Annotated in this window: 9 protein-coding genes and 11 pseudogenes; 11 read left to right on the top strand and 9 right to left on the bottom strand. The window is 56.2% G+C overall.

What is annotated here, in order from left to right; translation table 11 throughout:
• Positions 1-263 precede the first annotated feature (263 nt).
• Positions 264-1,112 carry an alpha/beta hydrolase gene (locus SB753_RS29110; RefSeq protein WP_410803189.1) on the bottom strand — a complete coding sequence of 283 codons (849 nt, stop codon included), beginning with the start codon at positions 1,110-1,112 and terminating at the stop codon, positions 264-266.
• 369 nt (positions 1,113-1,481) lie between these two features.
• Positions 1,482-2,309: a class I SAM-dependent methyltransferase gene (locus tag SB753_RS29115; RefSeq protein ID WP_410803191.1), complete on the bottom strand. Its 828-nt coding sequence runs from the start codon at positions 2,307-2,309 to the stop codon at positions 1,482-1,484.
• Between the two features lie 590 nt (positions 2,310-2,899).
• Between SB753_RS29115 and SB753_RS29120 the strand changes: the two genes are divergently transcribed.
• On the top strand, positions 2,900-4,300 hold the full coding sequence (locus SB753_RS29120; RefSeq protein ID WP_410803192.1) for an MFS transporter: 1,401 nt from the start codon (positions 2,900-2,902) through the stop codon (positions 4,298-4,300).
• 148 nt (positions 4,301-4,448) lie between these two features.
• Here SB753_RS29120 and SB753_RS29125 read toward each other — a convergent pair.
• The 4 genes and pseudogenes from SB753_RS29125 to SB753_RS29140 all read right to left on the bottom strand — a co-directional run.
• Positions 4,449-5,340 (bottom strand): annotated as a pseudogene (locus tag SB753_RS29125) (IS256 family transposase); the annotation flags it as partial.
• Positions 5,341-5,369: 29 nt separating this feature from the next.
• Positions 5,370-6,272: pseudogene (locus tag SB753_RS29130) on the bottom strand (IS3 family transposase); the annotation flags it as partial.
• A gap of 24 nt (positions 6,273-6,296) precedes the next feature.
• Positions 6,297-7,652 carry an IS110 family transposase gene (locus SB753_RS29135; RefSeq protein WP_410803194.1) on the bottom strand — a complete coding sequence of 452 codons (1,356 nt, stop codon included), beginning with the start codon at positions 7,650-7,652 and terminating at the stop codon, positions 6,297-6,299.
• A gap of 223 nt (positions 7,653-7,875) precedes the next feature.
• Positions 7,876-8,148 (bottom strand): annotated as a pseudogene (locus tag SB753_RS29140) (transposase); the annotation flags it as partial.
• A 50-nt stretch (positions 8,149-8,198) separates the two neighbouring features.
• Between SB753_RS29140 and SB753_RS29145 the strand changes: the two are divergent.
• Positions 8,199-8,309, top strand: a pseudogene (locus tag SB753_RS29145) (transposase); the annotation flags it as partial.
• Positions 8,310-8,543: 234 nt separating this feature from the next.
• Here SB753_RS29145 and SB753_RS29150 read toward each other — a convergent pair.
• A complete protein-coding gene (locus SB753_RS29150; protein ID WP_410803196.1) occupies positions 8,544-9,044 on the bottom strand; it encodes a winged helix-turn-helix transcriptional regulator in 501 nt (166 codons plus the stop codon).
• 262 nt (positions 9,045-9,306) lie between these two features.
• Between SB753_RS29150 and SB753_RS29155 the strand changes: the two are divergent.
• Positions 9,307-9,629, top strand: a pseudogene (locus SB753_RS29155) (transposase); the annotation flags it as partial.
• Between the two features lie 61 nt (positions 9,630-9,690).
• On the opposite strand, the pseudogene SB753_RS29160 reads toward SB753_RS29155, so the two are convergent.
• A pseudogene (locus SB753_RS29160) lies at positions 9,691-10,287 on the bottom strand (IS110 family transposase); the annotation flags it as partial.
• Positions 10,288-10,297: 10 nt separating this feature from the next.
• Between SB753_RS29160 and SB753_RS29165 the strand changes: the two are divergent.
• The 7 genes and pseudogenes from SB753_RS29165 to SB753_RS29195 all read left to right on the top strand — a co-directional run.
• Positions 10,298-10,658: pseudogene (locus SB753_RS29165) on the top strand (IS3 family transposase); the annotation flags it as partial.
• Positions 10,624-10,758 (top strand): hypothetical protein, encoded by a 135-nt coding sequence (locus SB753_RS29170; protein WP_410803235.1) that lies wholly within the window; start codon positions 10,624-10,626, stop codon positions 10,756-10,758. The pseudogene SB753_RS29165 and the gene SB753_RS29170, both read left to right, overlap by 35 nt.
• Positions 10,751-10,888 (top strand): annotated as a pseudogene (locus SB753_RS29175) (IS3 family transposase); the annotation flags it as partial. The gene SB753_RS29170 and the pseudogene SB753_RS29175, both read left to right, overlap by 8 nt.
• Before the next feature lie 61 nt (positions 10,889-10,949).
• A pseudogene (gene tnpB, locus SB753_RS29180) lies at positions 10,950-11,309 on the top strand (IS66 family insertion sequence element accessory protein TnpB).
• Between the two features lie 66 nt (positions 11,310-11,375).
• Positions 11,376-11,627: pseudogene (locus tag SB753_RS29185) on the top strand (IS66 family transposase); the annotation flags it as partial.
• A gap of 54 nt (positions 11,628-11,681) precedes the next feature.
• Positions 11,682-11,867: pseudogene (locus SB753_RS29190) on the top strand (transposase domain-containing protein); the annotation flags it as partial.
• Between the two features lie 213 nt (positions 11,868-12,080).
• Positions 12,081-13,646, top strand: coding sequence for a methyl-accepting chemotaxis protein (locus SB753_RS29195; protein WP_410803198.1), 1,566 nt, complete (start codon positions 12,081-12,083; stop codon positions 13,644-13,646).
• Positions 13,647-14,522: 876 nt separating this feature from the next.
• On the opposite strand, the gene SB753_RS29200 is transcribed toward SB753_RS29195, so the two are convergent.
• Entirely contained in the window at positions 14,523-14,636 is a 114-nt protein-coding gene (locus tag SB753_RS29200; protein WP_410803233.1) for a DUF302 domain-containing protein, read from the bottom strand.
• Between the two features lie 503 nt (positions 14,637-15,139).
• Between SB753_RS29200 and SB753_RS29205 the strand changes: the two genes are divergently transcribed.
• A complete protein-coding gene (locus SB753_RS29205; RefSeq protein ID WP_410803199.1) occupies positions 15,140-16,075 on the top strand; it encodes a ketopantoate reductase family protein in 936 nt (311 codons plus the stop codon).
• The last annotated feature ends 87 nt before the right edge of the window (positions 16,076-16,162 follow it).

The following is a 16,162-nucleotide window of genomic DNA, read 5'->3' on the forward strand; positions in this document are numbered from 1 at the left end:
ACATCCTCACGGGTCCATCACAAAAAGCGATACGATTGTCGATACCGACATTACAGTTCATGAACATGAGCCACGAACTTCTGCGCCACCTATTAGCATCTCTGCATGCTCGCCTTGTGGCCCACTAATCTGAACGCTTTAAGACCGCCTATCCAGATTCCAGACGCCGACGCGCACAGACTTCTTTCCACCGGTAATCTCGAACGTTCAACAGCTACCAGTCCGTACCATGACGCGTCATACTTCCAGCGAGATGTATCGCTTCAATGTGACGTCCCGCGAGTCTCGCGCATCCATCTATCAATGCGCTGCACTATCTCCTCATCCATTCCCCAGTAGCCATGTGGAGTACGTGAACTACAAGGGTTTGCTGATGCTGACGTTCCGCCGTCAACAAAAAGCACTGCTGTCGCGGCTCGCGACATAGCTTTCGCGATGTCCTCGGCATGATCAGGAGGCGCCACCCAGCATTCGTCCTTCCGATTTGCAACAATCAGAGCCGGTACCTCCACGCTCTCAGGATGGGCATCGAATACCGTCTCTTTCGAGTGCCCCAGAACCGAGACAGGTTCGGTCAGGACAACGCCGGAGACGATGCCCGGCCGCGCCGTCGAGGCGGCGAGCATAGCAGCGATTGAGCCTTGACTTGTCCCCATGATCCAGACATTTGCACCGCTCAATGAATGTACGTAAGCAACAATTTCCCGCGTAACATCGGCGTACCACGACGAGCTTCGTATGCCTCGCATTGATTTGTGACCTAATGCGTCTACGACAACGACCTCGTAACCGCGTCGCGCCCAGATACCACGCGTGCGAACCACAAAGTTCTGACCCTGTCTGACACTACCATCGCGTGCAATCCCGACTTCTCCTGTACCTCCAGGGAACATGATTAGCACTCCACGTGGATCGACTGTAGGACCGTAAAATAGCAATCGCTGCGATTCATTCCCCGCGACCTGAAGATCCCGGACCGAAACGCCTTCTTCGACGTGTAGTCCTGATGGACCACCACCATCAGAAGCAACCGCCGACTGGTCGCCGAGAAGTGCAAATGCAAAAACAAACAATGCAAACTCAATAAGCAATCGAGCGCGGAAATTCCTCATGCTGATCCTTATCCCTTCTTCATCGATTTCGGTCGGTCGACGCCACTGATTTAACCAGCAGCGCTCCTCGAGGAGCAACGCTGACGTCTTCGCTCCTAGCTACATGTCGTGTAGTGTAGTGCAGTTTAGCCGGCAAATGTATATGCAACTATTTTTCGGAATGTTACGAAGGAATCTGCCATCGCTATCGCATCGCACTTTTCCTCATGCGTTCAAAAGCCCCTGTCCTGTACAGTGCGCGCACCAAAGTGTCGCCGTTCCTCAGTGATTTCTCGCACGCGCTAGCGATTGTAAAAGCTTCGATCGCCGCCGGGAATCCGGCGCTCGCACCGAAAACGGCCACGCAGCGTGGCGGCACTCTTTTCCTGATTACGGCTTTTGAGCAATCGCCTGCACGATTGCGGCGCGGCCTTCACGGAGATTTTTGACTAGTGTCTTAACCATGTGAGGGAAATCCGGCCCCATCACAAACCGTAGGCCTAGCGCTTGGACATTCGAATCATAGGCACGTGACTTCTCACGTTCTGCGAACCAGGCAAGGCTTGCTTCGGTGCGATCGGACCACGACGTGATCTGAAATCCCCGATTTCCAAGCAGCTCACGTGTCGCCTCGGCGGTTATTGGGAAGCTCGATCGGGATTCACGCGCCCACGGAACTGGATAATGCAAAGGCTCGTTAGACGACTCCACGACGTCAAACATTGCGAACCGTCCGCCGGGGCGAAGTAGGCGGAATGCCTCGCTGTAAAACGCAGCACGATCAGCGATGTTCATCGCAACATGCTGTGTCCAGATGACGTCGAAACTACCTGGATCGAAGGGAACCGATAAGGCATCGGCGCATGTATATCTAACACGTTGAGATAACGCAGTTCTCTCCGAAAGAAAGTTTGCCGCTTCAACGAATGACGGGCTAAGGTCGATCCCCTCGACAGCGCAGCCGTAGGTAGCCGCGATATAACGTGACGGGCCACCCAGACCTGAGCCGATGTCAAGAACGCGATCCTCTGCTACGAGTCTCAACTCATTGGCAAGTTCTATCGTCGCTGAAAGGCCGCCAGAGTGAAACTGGTCCAACGGTGCAAGCTTTGCTACAGGAAGCGGGGCGCGGTCAAGGCCGACGTCGCGCAAAAGATCCTTAAGACGTCCGGTCAGATCGTGACACGTGTAATGTTTCAGCGTTTGTGCAATGCTCAACGAAATCTCCTTGATCCGGTCTACGGTCGTAAGCATGGGAACCGGCGGAACGTCGCATATGGAACCTTACCTTGAGAACCACACAATAGTACCTGGTCGCACGATAAATCGTGACCTCAAGGCAGTCTGACCGATCCGGCGCTCCGTTTGTTGGGAAACTGCTCCCCTTACGATTGGGAAACAACCATCACGGCACACCCTCTCGTACGATCCGGCGCAATGTGTTGAATATCGCGCGCAGCTTATAGCGACGTTGCTGCGCGTGCTTGTTCATCAAGTCAGCTACTGAGCAGCGAAGTACAACTCTTCGGCCAATACATCGGTTGAGTAGGCTCTGCGTCTTCAAACAAACAGGTCACTCAGGGTTCTGGCCGAAGGTGCATACCTAGTCCGATCCGCGTGCGGCATACCCTGCTTGTTTGCAGGACCCACTTCTACCTTTCAGCTTGCCACCAACGAAATGTCGAAAGTCCAGCCCAAGGATCCTACACACAAGTCTACAAACGTTGGTACTATGATAGTAGCACCTATAGCGAGAATCCACGATTTCCAAAAACGGCCACCTAACCCTTCGTGAATCATTCGATCCCGTGAACTCTTCTTCCCCTATTTCTCCCAACGCCACGGACAATGCACTTCCTGCTGCTTGGCCCATATTCTGGATTGCGAGCGGTGCAGTTTTTCTCGTTTCCTTGGACACGACCATGCTGTACTCCGTCTTCGAGTCAATCAGGCGCTCGTTTGCCCATGTCACTCCTGCGAGTTTGTCTTGGGTCCTGAATGCATACACGATCGTGTATGCAGCGATGCTTATCCCGGCCGGGGGGGTCGCCGATGCGCATGGGAGAAAGCGAGTGTTCCTCGTGGGAGTCCTCATATTCATCAGCGCTTCAGCAGCATGCGGCGCGTCACTGGACGTAACTACGCTTGTTGGTGCCAGGGTGTGCCAGGCTATCGGAGCGGCACTCCTAACACCTGCGTCGCTCTCCCTTATATTGGCAGCATTTCCTCCTAGTCAACGCGCATTCACTGTCAGCATGTGGGGCGCGGTCGGTGGCTTCGCAGCAGCCGTTGGACCAAGTCTGGGCGCATATATCGCACAGACCTACAGTTGGCGTTGGGCGTTTTTTATCAACGTACCGGTTGGTGCCATATCACTGGTGCTTGGGATCAAACTGCTTGTGCCAACAGCAAGGGCAGCAACGCGGCGACGCGTGGATGTAGTCGGCATGGCGTTGCTGATCGCTTCGGTCGCATTAATGGCATTGGCCCTCGTGGAGTCACGTGGTTCAGGGTGGACAAACCTTGAACTCGGCTTAACCGCAGGACTCAGCGTCGGGTGCATGCTCTTATTCGTTGCTTGGGCCAAAAAAGTGTCCGACCCGCTAGTCCAACTCAGCTTGTTTCGGAACGGAACGTACACCGCTGTAAATTTGGCGACATTAACGTTTGGTACCGCGTTCGCGCTGATGTTCTTCGCCTTCTTCTTCTACATGACCGAAATATGGCAATTTGACTCAGTGCGTGCCGGACTTGCAATCATCCCTGGCCCATTGACTGTGATCCCCGTTGCCATTGCAACTGGACGTCTCGCGGGACGATACGGTCATCGCAGATTTCTCGTCGGTGGTGCATTGCTCTATGCGGCGGCTGGCACATGGTTTTATTTCGTACCGGGTGTTTCTCCCGAGTATGGCACTCACTGGCTACCGGGGCTACTTATGAGTGGTGCGAGCGTTGGACTAGTGATGCCGTCGCTTGCGGGCGCTGCAGTTAGCCGCTTACCGGTCAACCACTACGCGGTAGGAAGCGCGGTAAATCAGGCAACGCGCCAAATGGGGGCGGTTATCGGTGTAGCGATTGTAGTCATGCTTTTAGGACACGGCGTTGCAACGAGGGCTAGCTTCGACGCGGTATATGGTACACACATAGCACTGGCCATTATCACAGCATTGCTTTGCACGTTTGTCCGAACGCGCCGAAACGATTGACGCAATTTGAGACGTCCAATAGACGGGGAAACGGGGTATCCAGTCAGCAAGCACCCCTGCTTTCACCATGTGCAGGCGACAAAAGAAAACGCCTCGGGCAAGGTAGGGAGGTGTCAGGAATTTTGTGTGCTGAGGTCGGTTAAAAATCTCAGCTGATGGCGGCGGTGAATCGCTCGCCGAACAGAATGGCGAACTGATTGACTGCTTGCCGCCAGGTGATAGGTGGCATCTTCCAATCCTTTTCGATGTTGCGCAAGGTCAGGTACAGCAATTTGCTGGCGGCTTCGTCGCTTGGGAAGTGACCGCGGTTCTTGACGATATTGCGAAGCTGCATGTGCATGCTTTCGATCGCGTTGGTCGTGTATATGATTTTGCGTACCTCCGGCGGATAGGCGAAGAACGGAATGACTTGCTCCCATTGGCGCTGCCACATCGCGGCGACCGTTGGGAATTTCCTGCCCCATTCGCTTTGCGAGAAAGCTTGCAGCGCCGCCTCAGCGGCTTCGGCGGTGGTGGCCTGATAGATCGGCTTGAGCGCCGCAGCCAACGGCTTACGGTCCTTCCAGCTCGCCAGATTCAGCGAATTGCGGATCAGATGCACGATGCAGGTCTGGATCTGGGCGGCTGGGTACACCGCTTCGATCGCCTCGGGGAAGCCGCGCAAGCCGTCGACGACGGCGATCAGAATGTCGTGCAAACCGCGGTTTTTCAGTTCGTTGAAGACCTTCAGCCAGAACCTGGCACCTTCGGTTTGCTCGATCCACAAACCCAGCACTTCCTTGCGCCCGTCGGCCCGAATGCCCAGCGCGAGGTACACCGCCTTGTTCCTGACTGTGCCTTCGTCGCGGATCTTCAGCCGAAGTGCGTCGAAATACACGATCGGATACATCGCCTCAAGCGGGCGCCGTTGCCACTGCCCGACTTCGGCCAGCACTTCGTCGGTGACGGTCGAAATCAGATCGCGACACCTGCAGCCCGTACAGTTCCAGCAAATGGCCCTGGATCTCGCGCACGCTCATGCCGCGCGCGTACATGCTGAGGTCGGCCGGAATCCGTGGACGCCAACGGGTTAAGCAGCAATTTTACTCAAATGGAATCGCTGCGTGAAAGCGGCCGGCGACAGATAGCCCAAACGTTCCTGTGTGCGCTGCCGGTTGTAGAAGATTTCGATGTATTCGGTAATCTCGCTGCGGGCCTGGTCGCGGGTCGCGAACTTGCGATGATAGACGAGTTCATTTTTTAGTGAGCCCCAGAACGATTCAATGGGTGCGTTATCGAAACAGTTTCCCCGTCTGCTCATCGATGCCTGCATGCCGAACTGTTTGAGGAGCTTCTGATAGGCGTGAGCGCAATATTGACTGCCGCGGTCCGTGTGCTGTATCAGACCGGCCTGTGGTCGGTGCGACGCGACAGCGCGAAACAGCGCCTGCATAACCAGGTGTTTTGTCATGCGATCGCTCATGGCATAGCCGACTACTTCTCCGCTAAACAGGTCCTTGAGGCCAGCCAGATACAGCCATCCCTCATCAGTCGCGACGTAGGTAATGTCACCGCACCAAGCTTGATTTGGAGCGGTTGCACGGAAGTCCTGGTCCAGAATATTCGGTGCGACCGGCAGCTCGTGCGTCGAATTGGTCGTCGCCTTGAACTTGCGCTTTTGCTTGCATCGCAGGCCGAGCTTTGCCCGCAAACGCTTGATGCGGTGAACACCAATCCGGACGCCGTGGTTCGCCAGATCCTTCTGTAGCCGTTCTGGGCCAAAGGTTTGTCGGGTACGCTCGTGAGCTGCGCGCACCTGGGCTTCGAGTTGAATCTCTTGCTCAGCGTGCAGCGACAGCGGCCGTTTGCGCCAAGCATAGTAGCCGCTGATAGACACCCCCAGGAACCGGCACATCGGCGCCACGTGGTAATGCTGTCGCATCTGGTCGATAACGTCGTACTTCACCGCGACTCCTTCGCGAAGTACGTCGCGAACTTCCTGAGAAACTCCTTCTCTTCAGGTCGGCTTTGCCTGCAGTACAAAGCCCAGCGACTCGGCCCGTCGGGTGAGATTGTTCAGGACCCGTTGCCGATAGCGCTCTTCGTAATATTCGGCGCCGGGATCAACGTACTCCATCCCGTAACGCAACGTGTTGTAGAACAGCACCGCGACCTTGCGGGCTGTTGCGGTGACGGCCTTCGCCTTGCCGATCCGTGCCGACAGACGTCGGTAGAATCGGCCCAGTGCCGTGTCCGTCTTGCCGATGGTGACGGCGGCAAGACGGAGCGCAGCAGCAGCCTTGCTGGACGAGCGCCGCGTTTTGGAGGACAGCACCTTCCCGCCAGATATCTTGTTGCCCGGCGCCAGACACAGCCACGATGTAAAGTGCTTCACCGTCGGCCATTGCGACATGTCTGTGCCGCATTCAGCGACCAGCTTCAGCGCAAGGTAAGGTCCGAATCCGTGGATCTGCGTAAGGTCGACACCGAGCATGCTGTAGAGCTCCGCACGTACGTCGAACGAGAAGTCGTTTGACTGCCGGCTCCGACGACGCGCGGCAGGCAACGGCGTGCTCACCGGCGTCGCATTTGCGTGTAGTTGCCGGAGTACGAATCCGATACGTTCGTCGCACTGCGCCACCTGCGTTTGATAAAAATCATAGAGTGCAAGCGCCTGGGTCAGTTCGAACACATGTTCGTCCTGGTAATTACCGATCAGCGCATCGCGAATCGTTTCGCTCGACGCCTTGCAGCGGACGTCACGATGTCGGGCCAGTTCTTCCGGATTGCGTTCGCCGGCAACGATCGAGCGGATGATCTTCATGCCGGTAGCGCCGGTGACGTCCTGCACAACATGATGCAGTTGCAGGTTCATCTGCATCAGCGCCTTCTGCATGTGCTGGATATGTGCTGCGGCATACTCGAGTAGTCGTTCGCGTTGACGCAGATAGGCGCGTAACGTCGCGATATCATGCCGGGGGCGGAAGCTGGCCCGCAGCAGGCCGTACGCGTGTAACTTCTGCAGCCACTGCGCGTCGCTGACGTCAGTCTTGCGGCCGGGCACGTTCCTCACATCCCGTGCGTTGACCAGCACCACCTCGAAGCCGTACGCTTCCAGCACTTCGAAAGCGGGAATCCAGTAAACACCGGTCGATTCCATCGCGATCGTTGTGATCCCTGTCTGCCTGAGCCACTGCGCGAGTTGGTGAAGCTCCTGCGTATAGCTGCCAAATGACCGGACCGGTTCCGGATCGCGTTCCGGTCCAACTGCGACCACATGAAACTTCGCGCCGATGTCGATGGCCGCAGCATAAGCATGCACTACCGTAATCGATGCGCCGCTGGTGGCGCCCTGGGACTTCGTCGTCTTCATGTCTGCCTCCGCCTGGTGATGATCAGGGAGCGGGACAGCGGAGTAGATCACCTTCCTGAACGGGATCGCCTGACGGCGTCACCAATGCTGGGTCCGCATCAGTCCCTGGACCATGTTTTTAACGGGATGAATCACCAATAATTCGACGGCCGCTCTCCCTGATGCGCATCAGTGTACGTGTGCCGCAGAGTTTCTGCCCTTCGGGCAGGGGCGCGCCCCTTGAGATGTTTTTTAAAAGATCACGCTCCATTTTTACCTCGGCCAATTCTCGCTTGACCCGCCCTAGCTCGGCCTCGACCTCAGTCAGAGGTCTTTGATACTGTCCAACATCATCCAGCTTGCCGTCCCTTGCGGCACGAACCCAGTTCGCCAACGTCTTCATCGAGATCGATAGTCGACGCGCCGCTTCGGACACGCCGACGCCATCAGTCATTGCCAGTTTTACTGCTTCTTCACGAAATTCCTTCGTGTACACGGCCTTGGGGATTCGGTTCATCAATGCCTCCATTCCTCAATTCTACGGAATGTTGGCGTCCACTTTTTTCAGCCGACCTCAGTCGCGCTGATGGTTTCAAGAATGGCCGTCATCTCGCGGCGTGGCTTGGCCTAGTGCCCAGGCAGCACTCGTCTGGTGGGAAGTCGCAACTCTACGGCATCAAACTGAAGCTATGAAGGGCTCATCTTAGTCATAGCCACATAACCATCACTGGTTTGCGAAGCTTCCCCATTGTGATGACAAACCCGGTTAGACCAGCGTCCCAAGATCCTGTACTTTCTGCCGGACGAGCGCGTCGGCAAACCCTTGCCATCGCGTGATGGCTCACAAATACGGAGCAGTTCTTAACGACGGCTTAGGCTTCCCACCACCGGGACTCGAACCTGTGATCCAGATTACTGTTTCCGCTCAACGTCTTGCCGTGGTCCAAGCCGTTTCAGGGTGGACGCCGTCGCTTGCGGCCCCGGCACAAAAGCATGTGTTTCACGGTTAATGGGCAAACCGGTCTTCCCGTCGATCACTATTGGATCAACCATGCACCCTGTCTGCAAATCAATCAGGTCAACACCCCACCCTTTCCTTTTAACATGGCGCCGCCCCCAAGCGAAAAGCATGATCAGGACAGGGGATAAGTCGCGGCTTTTGTCTGTGACGCGATATTCGTCTCGACCGGAACGTCCTGATCCAGAAGTCTTTTTCAACAGACCAGCCTCCATGAGATCATTCAATCTGCGGGTGAGCATAGTCGGCGAAATATCGAGACTCTCTCGAAATTGCTCAAACCTCGTCGAGCCCTGTAAGGCATCCCGCAGTATCAGTAAGCTCCACCATTCACCCACCTGATCTAGCGCCAAGGCGACCGGGCAATCCATACTCGAAAGACTCTTGCGTTTCAAAACACTCTCCAACTAAGGACGCGAGGCCTTAATTTACATCACAACCCATTGCGAAGGCGCTGTTAGCCTATGCGCCAGCTTTTCCGGACCATTATCGCACGGCGCCGCAAGAACGTAAGCTGGCCACGAAGGCTTCGCAGGATCAGACGTCGAAGATAGCGATAGAAGTGAAGTAGCCCCTTGATTCTCAGGACACGCGGCACCTCTTAAAATAAGAGGGAGTCTTGTGACTGGTTTTAAGCCCAGGCAAATTGTGGAAAGCATCGAAATTTTGAGCGAACCAGAGCGTCGTCGTCGGCGCTCCGGTCCAGGAAAGGGTCTCTATCGTCCAGGAGACCATGGAACCGGGCGCAACGGTCTCAGCGGTTGCCCGGCGACACGGGGTGAACCCAAACCAGGCATTTGCGTGGCGAAAGCAATACGAGGAAGGCAGCCTGGCTGCGGTAAAGGCTGGAGAAGCCGTGGTGCCCGCCTCGCAGCTGGCCACAGCGATGAAGGAAATCAGGGAGCTGCAGCGTCTGCTTGGCAAGAAGACGCAGGAGGCAGAAATCCTGAAGGAAGCAGTCAAATATGGCCGCTCAAAAAATGCTTCGACGGAGCGATATTCTTGCCACTGCTCCTGCAAAACTTGTCGCATCGACGCCGTCAGGCCATTGTTCTCGTCGGACAGGATGCTTGGCATATCGCGAACGAAGTATGCGGGACCTGTGCCGATACTAATGCCATATTCCAGCAGGAAAGCGCGGGACTGATTGACGATCGCCGTCTTGCAGGACACCAGGCGTTGCCTGACGCGATGGAGAGCCTGCAGATCGAGCTGGGCTTCGGTCTTGGGCTGGGTAAAGCGCATGGTAGGACGGAATATCGCCTCAGCGATGGCTTCCGCGTCGACGATATCAGTCTTGTTGGACTTGACGAAGGGTTTGACGAACTGCGCGGGGACGATGCGAACCTGATGGCCTTGGGAGGCCGCTTTGCGTGCGAGCCAGTTGCTACCCGGACAAGCTTCCATACCAACGATGGTGGGAGACGCGCGAGCAAGGAACTCCAGTAGCCGTTCACGATTGAATCGGCCCTTGAATACTGGCTTGCCTTTCGCATCCAGACCGACGACATGGAAGACAGACTTTCCGATATCGATACCCATGCGGGCGACAACGGTGGAACTGGATTGACTCATGACACACCTCCGGAAAGGGTCGGCGTCAGCGTCGATTATGCCCCGAGGAGAGGAGCGGACCATCCTATTACTGGATTGCGCGCTCGCCCTTACTGCCCGGGGACGATCAATGAAAACGGTCTGCGATGTTCTCGGCGTAGCGCGCTCTGCTTTGGCAGTCAGAAGAGCCCGCTCCCCGGACTGGCAGGATGGCCGTCGCGCCCGACAGACCGACGACACGGAACTGGTCGCTGCAATCCACGAGCAGGTGGCTGTCTTGCCGACGTATGGGTACCGCAGAGTCTGGGCGCTACTGCGACGTAAGCCAGGAAATGGCTGGCGCGCCGTGCGTGAACGTCAAGCGGTTCTATCGTGTCATGCGCGACTACCAGTTGCTGCTGCGACGCCCCGGTCAACGACGTGACACCCGCCGCCATGATGGACGAATTGCGCTTCGCCACGGCGCAGGCCGGCTCAACCATTGAATGGCTGTCGGACAACGGCTCTGCCTATACCGACCATCGCATGCGCAGTTTCGCTCGCGAGTTGTTGTGATGATGGCTCGCCGTTGCGCGTGACATTTGCGCTGGACTGCCATGACCGGGAGGCTATCAGCTGGACAGCGACAACTGGCAGCCATAGCGGCGACGTTGTAAGTGATGTGATGCTCGCAGGGGTCGAACAACCAGTAATCAATGCGGTGGTCGTTGCATTGGGAGCAAGCTGTGTTCCGCTTCGAGGCAGACATGACAGTCTTCCTGCATCGGGAACCAATTGACTTCCGAGCCGGCATCAATAGCCTCGTGGCGCTCGTCGAGCAGTCCATGCAACTCGATCCGTTTGCTCGCGCCGTCTTTGCCTTCCACAACCGCAAACGCAACCGTGTCAAGCTGCTGTTCTACGATCGCAACGGCTTCTGAATGATGTTGAGGCGGCTAGAGGAAGACCGTTTTGTATGGCCGCGCGGGCAGCAGACCGTCATCCAGCTGACGAGCGAGCAGTTGCACTGGCTCCTCGAGGGCATTGGCATTGACATTGACGCGGTGCGGCGTCACCCGGTGCGATCGTATCATCACGCCAGTTGCGCATCGCGTGCCGCCCGGTAGGTATTAGTCAACCTGTTACTCATTTCCGTGAACCCGCGGCGCGCGACACTTCGCTATCGTGGGGGTATGAACGAGGACGACTTCTCTCGATTGCCGCCAGCTGCTCAAGCCTATATTCGTGAACTCGAGACACGAAATCGGCAATTGGGCGAACGGGTCACTCAGCTCGAGGAGCAGTTTCGCCTCGCGCAGAGCAGACACTTCGCCCCGAGCAGCGAGAAGCTAAAGGATCGCGTCTTCGACGAAGCAGAACAGCTCGCCAGCGCCGAGGCCGACGACATTGACGGCGACGGCACCGACGACGCGTTTGTGCTCCCCGTGTTGCCTTTCGCCGTAAAGGAGCCGTAAAGGAGCCGGAAGGAAGGGACGGCTGCCGACACTGTTGCCAGTGCGCAGGCCAGCGCCAATCGCTACTCACTGGTCGAGGCCTGCAAGGCGAATGGCATTGACCCATATCGCTATCTCGTCTCGCTGTTCACGAAGCTACCTCTCGCTTCAACCGCTGACAACTATGCGGCGCTCATGCCATGGGCGATGCTGGCTGCTCCCGACCTCTGAGGAGCGTGGTCAATAGACCGCTTACTTTGTATTCGATATCCAGACGCCTTCAGGTCCCAAGGCTCGCCCATCGCCACACGAGATACACATGCGGTGCGAACGCGCTTCTTGACGGACGGAATTTTTAGCGCACGGCCTAAAGTGAGCGAATGACCGACCGTAAACAGATGCATGTGCAACTGTTTACCGGAAATTGTTTCGGAAGGAGAATCCGTGTCAACTAAGAAGAGCCTAAAGGTTGGGACCAAGCTTATATTGGCGTTCGGCATCGTAATTGCCTTTCTTTTCATGGTGGGCATATCCGGCCTCATAGAGGTCAGGAAAGAAAACGCGAAGGCAGACGAGCTCCGGACCGTTCGACTCCCATCTGTTCGGTACGGCCTCGCGATGCTTGCTGCAATGAGGGACACGCGGCTGAACGAGTACCGGATGCTGGTTTCCACAACACCCGACGAGATAGCTAAATTCAACGCTGGAATCGACGCCGCAGTCACCGACTTCTATTCAGCCGCAAACAGATACGGTCAGCTGCCGGCTACTGCAGCTCAGGCCAAGGCTTACGAGGATCTCCTTGTGAAGTTCCTTCAATATCAAGACGGAACGCGGGAAATCAGACGACTCGTGACCGCAGGGAAAGGATCTGACGCAATCAATATGATGCGTTTCCAAGGGCTTGCATTGCGCACTGATATAGAAAAAGACATAGGAATCATCGTTGACACGACTATTTCCGCTACAAGTCAAGATGGAGTGCGGGCCGCTTCTGATCACAGGCGTGCCGTAGCCATTGTAGTCGTTCTGATCTTCACAGCAATTGTCTCCGCTGCAGTCGTGGGCACGTTAATAGTGCGCACACTGTCGAGACAGCTAGGTAGCGAGCCACTTGAAGCCGTGAGCTTCGCCGGGGAGATCGCCTCCGGAAATCTTCTTGTGAGCATCAGTTTAAAGGAGGGCGATTATCAGAGCCTTTCATTCTCATTGAACAAGATGAAAGACCAGCTTTCGTCGATCGTCCGCCGCATTAAGTCCTCTAGCCAATCAATCTCGGTTGCAGCGTCAGAAATCGCCCAAGGCAACACCGATCTATCTCAACGCACTGAAGAACAGGCGGCGTCCCTGCAAGAAACAGCCGTGCGCATGCACGATTTGACGTCGAAGGTCCAACGCAATGCCGAGAATGCAAGGAAAGCCTCGCACTTTGCAGAAACCGCTTCCGATATAGCTCGAACTGGGGGACAGTCCGTTCACGAGATGGTAAGTACCATGCGCGACATACACCAGTCCTCCGCGACCATGTCGGAAATCATCGCCACAATCGAGGGCATTGCGTTCCAAACAAATATCCTAGCGCTTAACGCTGCAGTTGAAGCAGCCCGAGCCGGTGAACAGGGGCGGGGATTTGCCGTCGTCGCAGCGGAGGTCAGAACGCTAGCCCAGCGGAGCGCCTCGGCGGCCAAAGAGATAAAGACGCTCATCCTACAGTCAATCGAAAAGGTTTTCGACGGCACCACGGTAGCGGAAAAGACGAGCGCGACAATTAGCGAGACGATCGCCTCCGTCGAAAAAGTCGCAACCTTGGTGACTGCAATTTCACTTGCGTCGGAGGAGCAACGCGTCGACATTGAGCAGGTGAACCAAGCGGTCGCCCAGATGGACCAGGTAACCCAGCAGAATGCCGCTCTCGTTGAGCAGGCTGCCGCAGCAGCGCATTCAATGGCCGAACAGGCTCATACCCTCCTTGGTGCCACCTCTACCTTCGCGGTTGCATTGAACAATTAGTGTGTCGTTTCGACTGTTTTGACCTCACGAGGTCGAATTGGGACGATTTGAGCGAAGCCAGAGGCTCAATTGGCTAGGAAACATTCTGCTACCAATCTTGGGTGATCACAACACGCCTTACGAGAAGGAGAACGTGCCGCGCGTCAGCAACATCGACCGGTGAGGCTACCTCGACGATGGCACGATTGCGCGCAGCCCATTCATATGACGACTGCGCCACCGTCGCCCCGTTACTATCCTCATGCCCCGATAATGGGGGCTATGGCCAGCCAGGCCCGGCATGATTCTCGCCCCCCAGTCGCAGTCATGATCCGGGGGTGTTGTCACCGGGCCTGGTGGTGGCTGGTGATCGCTGACAGGGGTGCGTCCGGGATATCCCGACGCCGTCCGTAACGTGGATGCCGAGACTTGCCACCGTTGTTGCAGGCCAATCCGTTCACTCTGCGTAAACTTCGATGCAAGACACTCAACAACGTGACGCTGCTGACGAGGAGGCTGAACGAACTCATCTGCTCGGGGCTCCTTACCAAGGTCAGCCGTCTCCCGCGCTGGAGGCGTACTCGTCGCCTATCTGCCCGGACTGGCCATGCGCCGCATCACTGATTTGCACGCCGTCTTTCGCTTCACATTACCCTCGCTGCCTTGTTCGCAAGATGTTTCCATGTATCGGCCGCCCGCTTCCGACCTGTCGCATCAAAGCCCATGCGCTCTGGGCAAGCGGCGACAGAGCTTCTACCACAGGCACGCGTCACAAGCGAGTTTTCCCAGCTTCTCATCGAGAACAACGGCTACGGCGTGAAGTTCCGAATTCTCCGTCGCGCAAATCAGCTCGGAGGGTTCAACGTGGATTGCAACGGCACCGTTGCCATTCGGGCTCTAAGAAAGTAGCAATTCAACTGGCGCGAAGAGGCCGGCAGTGACATCGAGCCTCATCACGGTAATCGCGATGAGCGGGTTACCCAGAATGATGCGAACCGCGGGACGTCTGATTCAGTAGATTGTAAGTCATGCACCGTGATCGAATTCGGCGAAAATCATGAAGCCGCTTCTACCGACGTATCGCGCACTCACCTCTTCCTCAAACTCCTTCCAATCTCTTGCAGTTTCAGCGACTCGGGCAAGTTCTGCACCACTTGACTTGCCACACATATCGCGCAACCGGCAAAGGACCGTATCGAGCGGAGCGTTGTTTGATACTCGATATGTGTTCCCACGAAGGTCTTCGAAAGTGGATTCCCAGTCATAACTATCCTTTGAACGTGCCAAGCTTAACGCCTACGGAAGCGAGTCGCCCGATGATCTGGCGCCCAGCTTCGTAGCCTGTCGGGTTCTGATCGTTTCCCTCATTTGAAACAGCATTGATCCGTGTTTCCACCAACCAGCGTTACACGTAAGCCGCGCATCTATACTATCATGATAGTATCATCAACGCGTCGCCCTACTCCACTGCGCATCAGAGGCTGGCGAGCTCCTTCCACGCACCTCACGATATTATGAAAAGTGACCTCAAGATTCTTGTACTCGGTGCCGGCGCCATGGGTGGCTACTACGGCTCAAGGCTAATTCAAGCCGGAGCCGACGTAACGTTTTTGGTACGGGCTAGCAAGGTTCCCTCGCTCCGTGACAATGGTCTTCGCTTGTCGAGTGCGTTGGGCGATTTCGGTGCTCCTGTGGAGGCTGTCGTGTCGGAAAGAGTGCGGCCGGAATACGATCTCGTGCTGCTAGCCTGCAAGGCCTACGATCTTGACGACGCCGGTGCTTCACTCCAGCCAGCGCTACGTTCCGATACGGTGATCCTTCCTTTACTGAATGGCATATGGCCATATGATCAACTGGACAGCCGTTACGGGAGAGATCGCGTCGCTGGAGGGGCAGCCTACATCGCCGTTACGTCGCTCCCCGACCTGTCGATTCAGCATTTCGGCGTCGGCGATAAGTTGGTCATCGGCGCGCGGTCGGAACTTCAAGCGGAGGTAATGTGCCGCTTTTATGAAACAATTAGAAAAACGCCCGGCGCACGGGCGCTTACAGACAATATCGATCAGCAGTTGTGGCAAAAGTGGGTGATGCTATCCGCTGGAGCGTCCGCAACATGCCTGATGCGCGCGAACGTTCGAGAAATTCTCGGAACACAATTTGGCCCAGCGCTTGTTCAACAGTTGCTCGACGAGTGCCTAACGGTAGCACGGGAGTCCGGCCACGCACTCGATCATTCCGCGATTTCGACGATTGAAGGGCTGTTACTTGATCGCAACTCGACTTGGGCTTCGTCAATGATGCGTGACATACGAGCGGGCGCAAACAAAATCGAAGCCCACGCCATTGTCGGGAACATGATCGAGCGTGCGGACGGTCTTGAGATTGACGTGCCTGCCCTCAAGATCGCATTCACTCATCTCCAGGCGTACGAAGCCCAGCAATACGTTTAGAAGTCTTGGCCGCGGAACTTTAGCAAGGCAACCCTGCGGCCTAGTAACCATTCATGCAATCGCCGAAGCATTAGCGTCTTGCAGGAC

The sequence above is a fragment of the Paraburkholderia sp. SIMBA_053 genome, from assembly GCF_046534895.1.
Lineage (GTDB): Bacteria > Pseudomonadota > Gammaproteobacteria > Burkholderiales > Burkholderiaceae > Paraburkholderia > Paraburkholderia caledonica.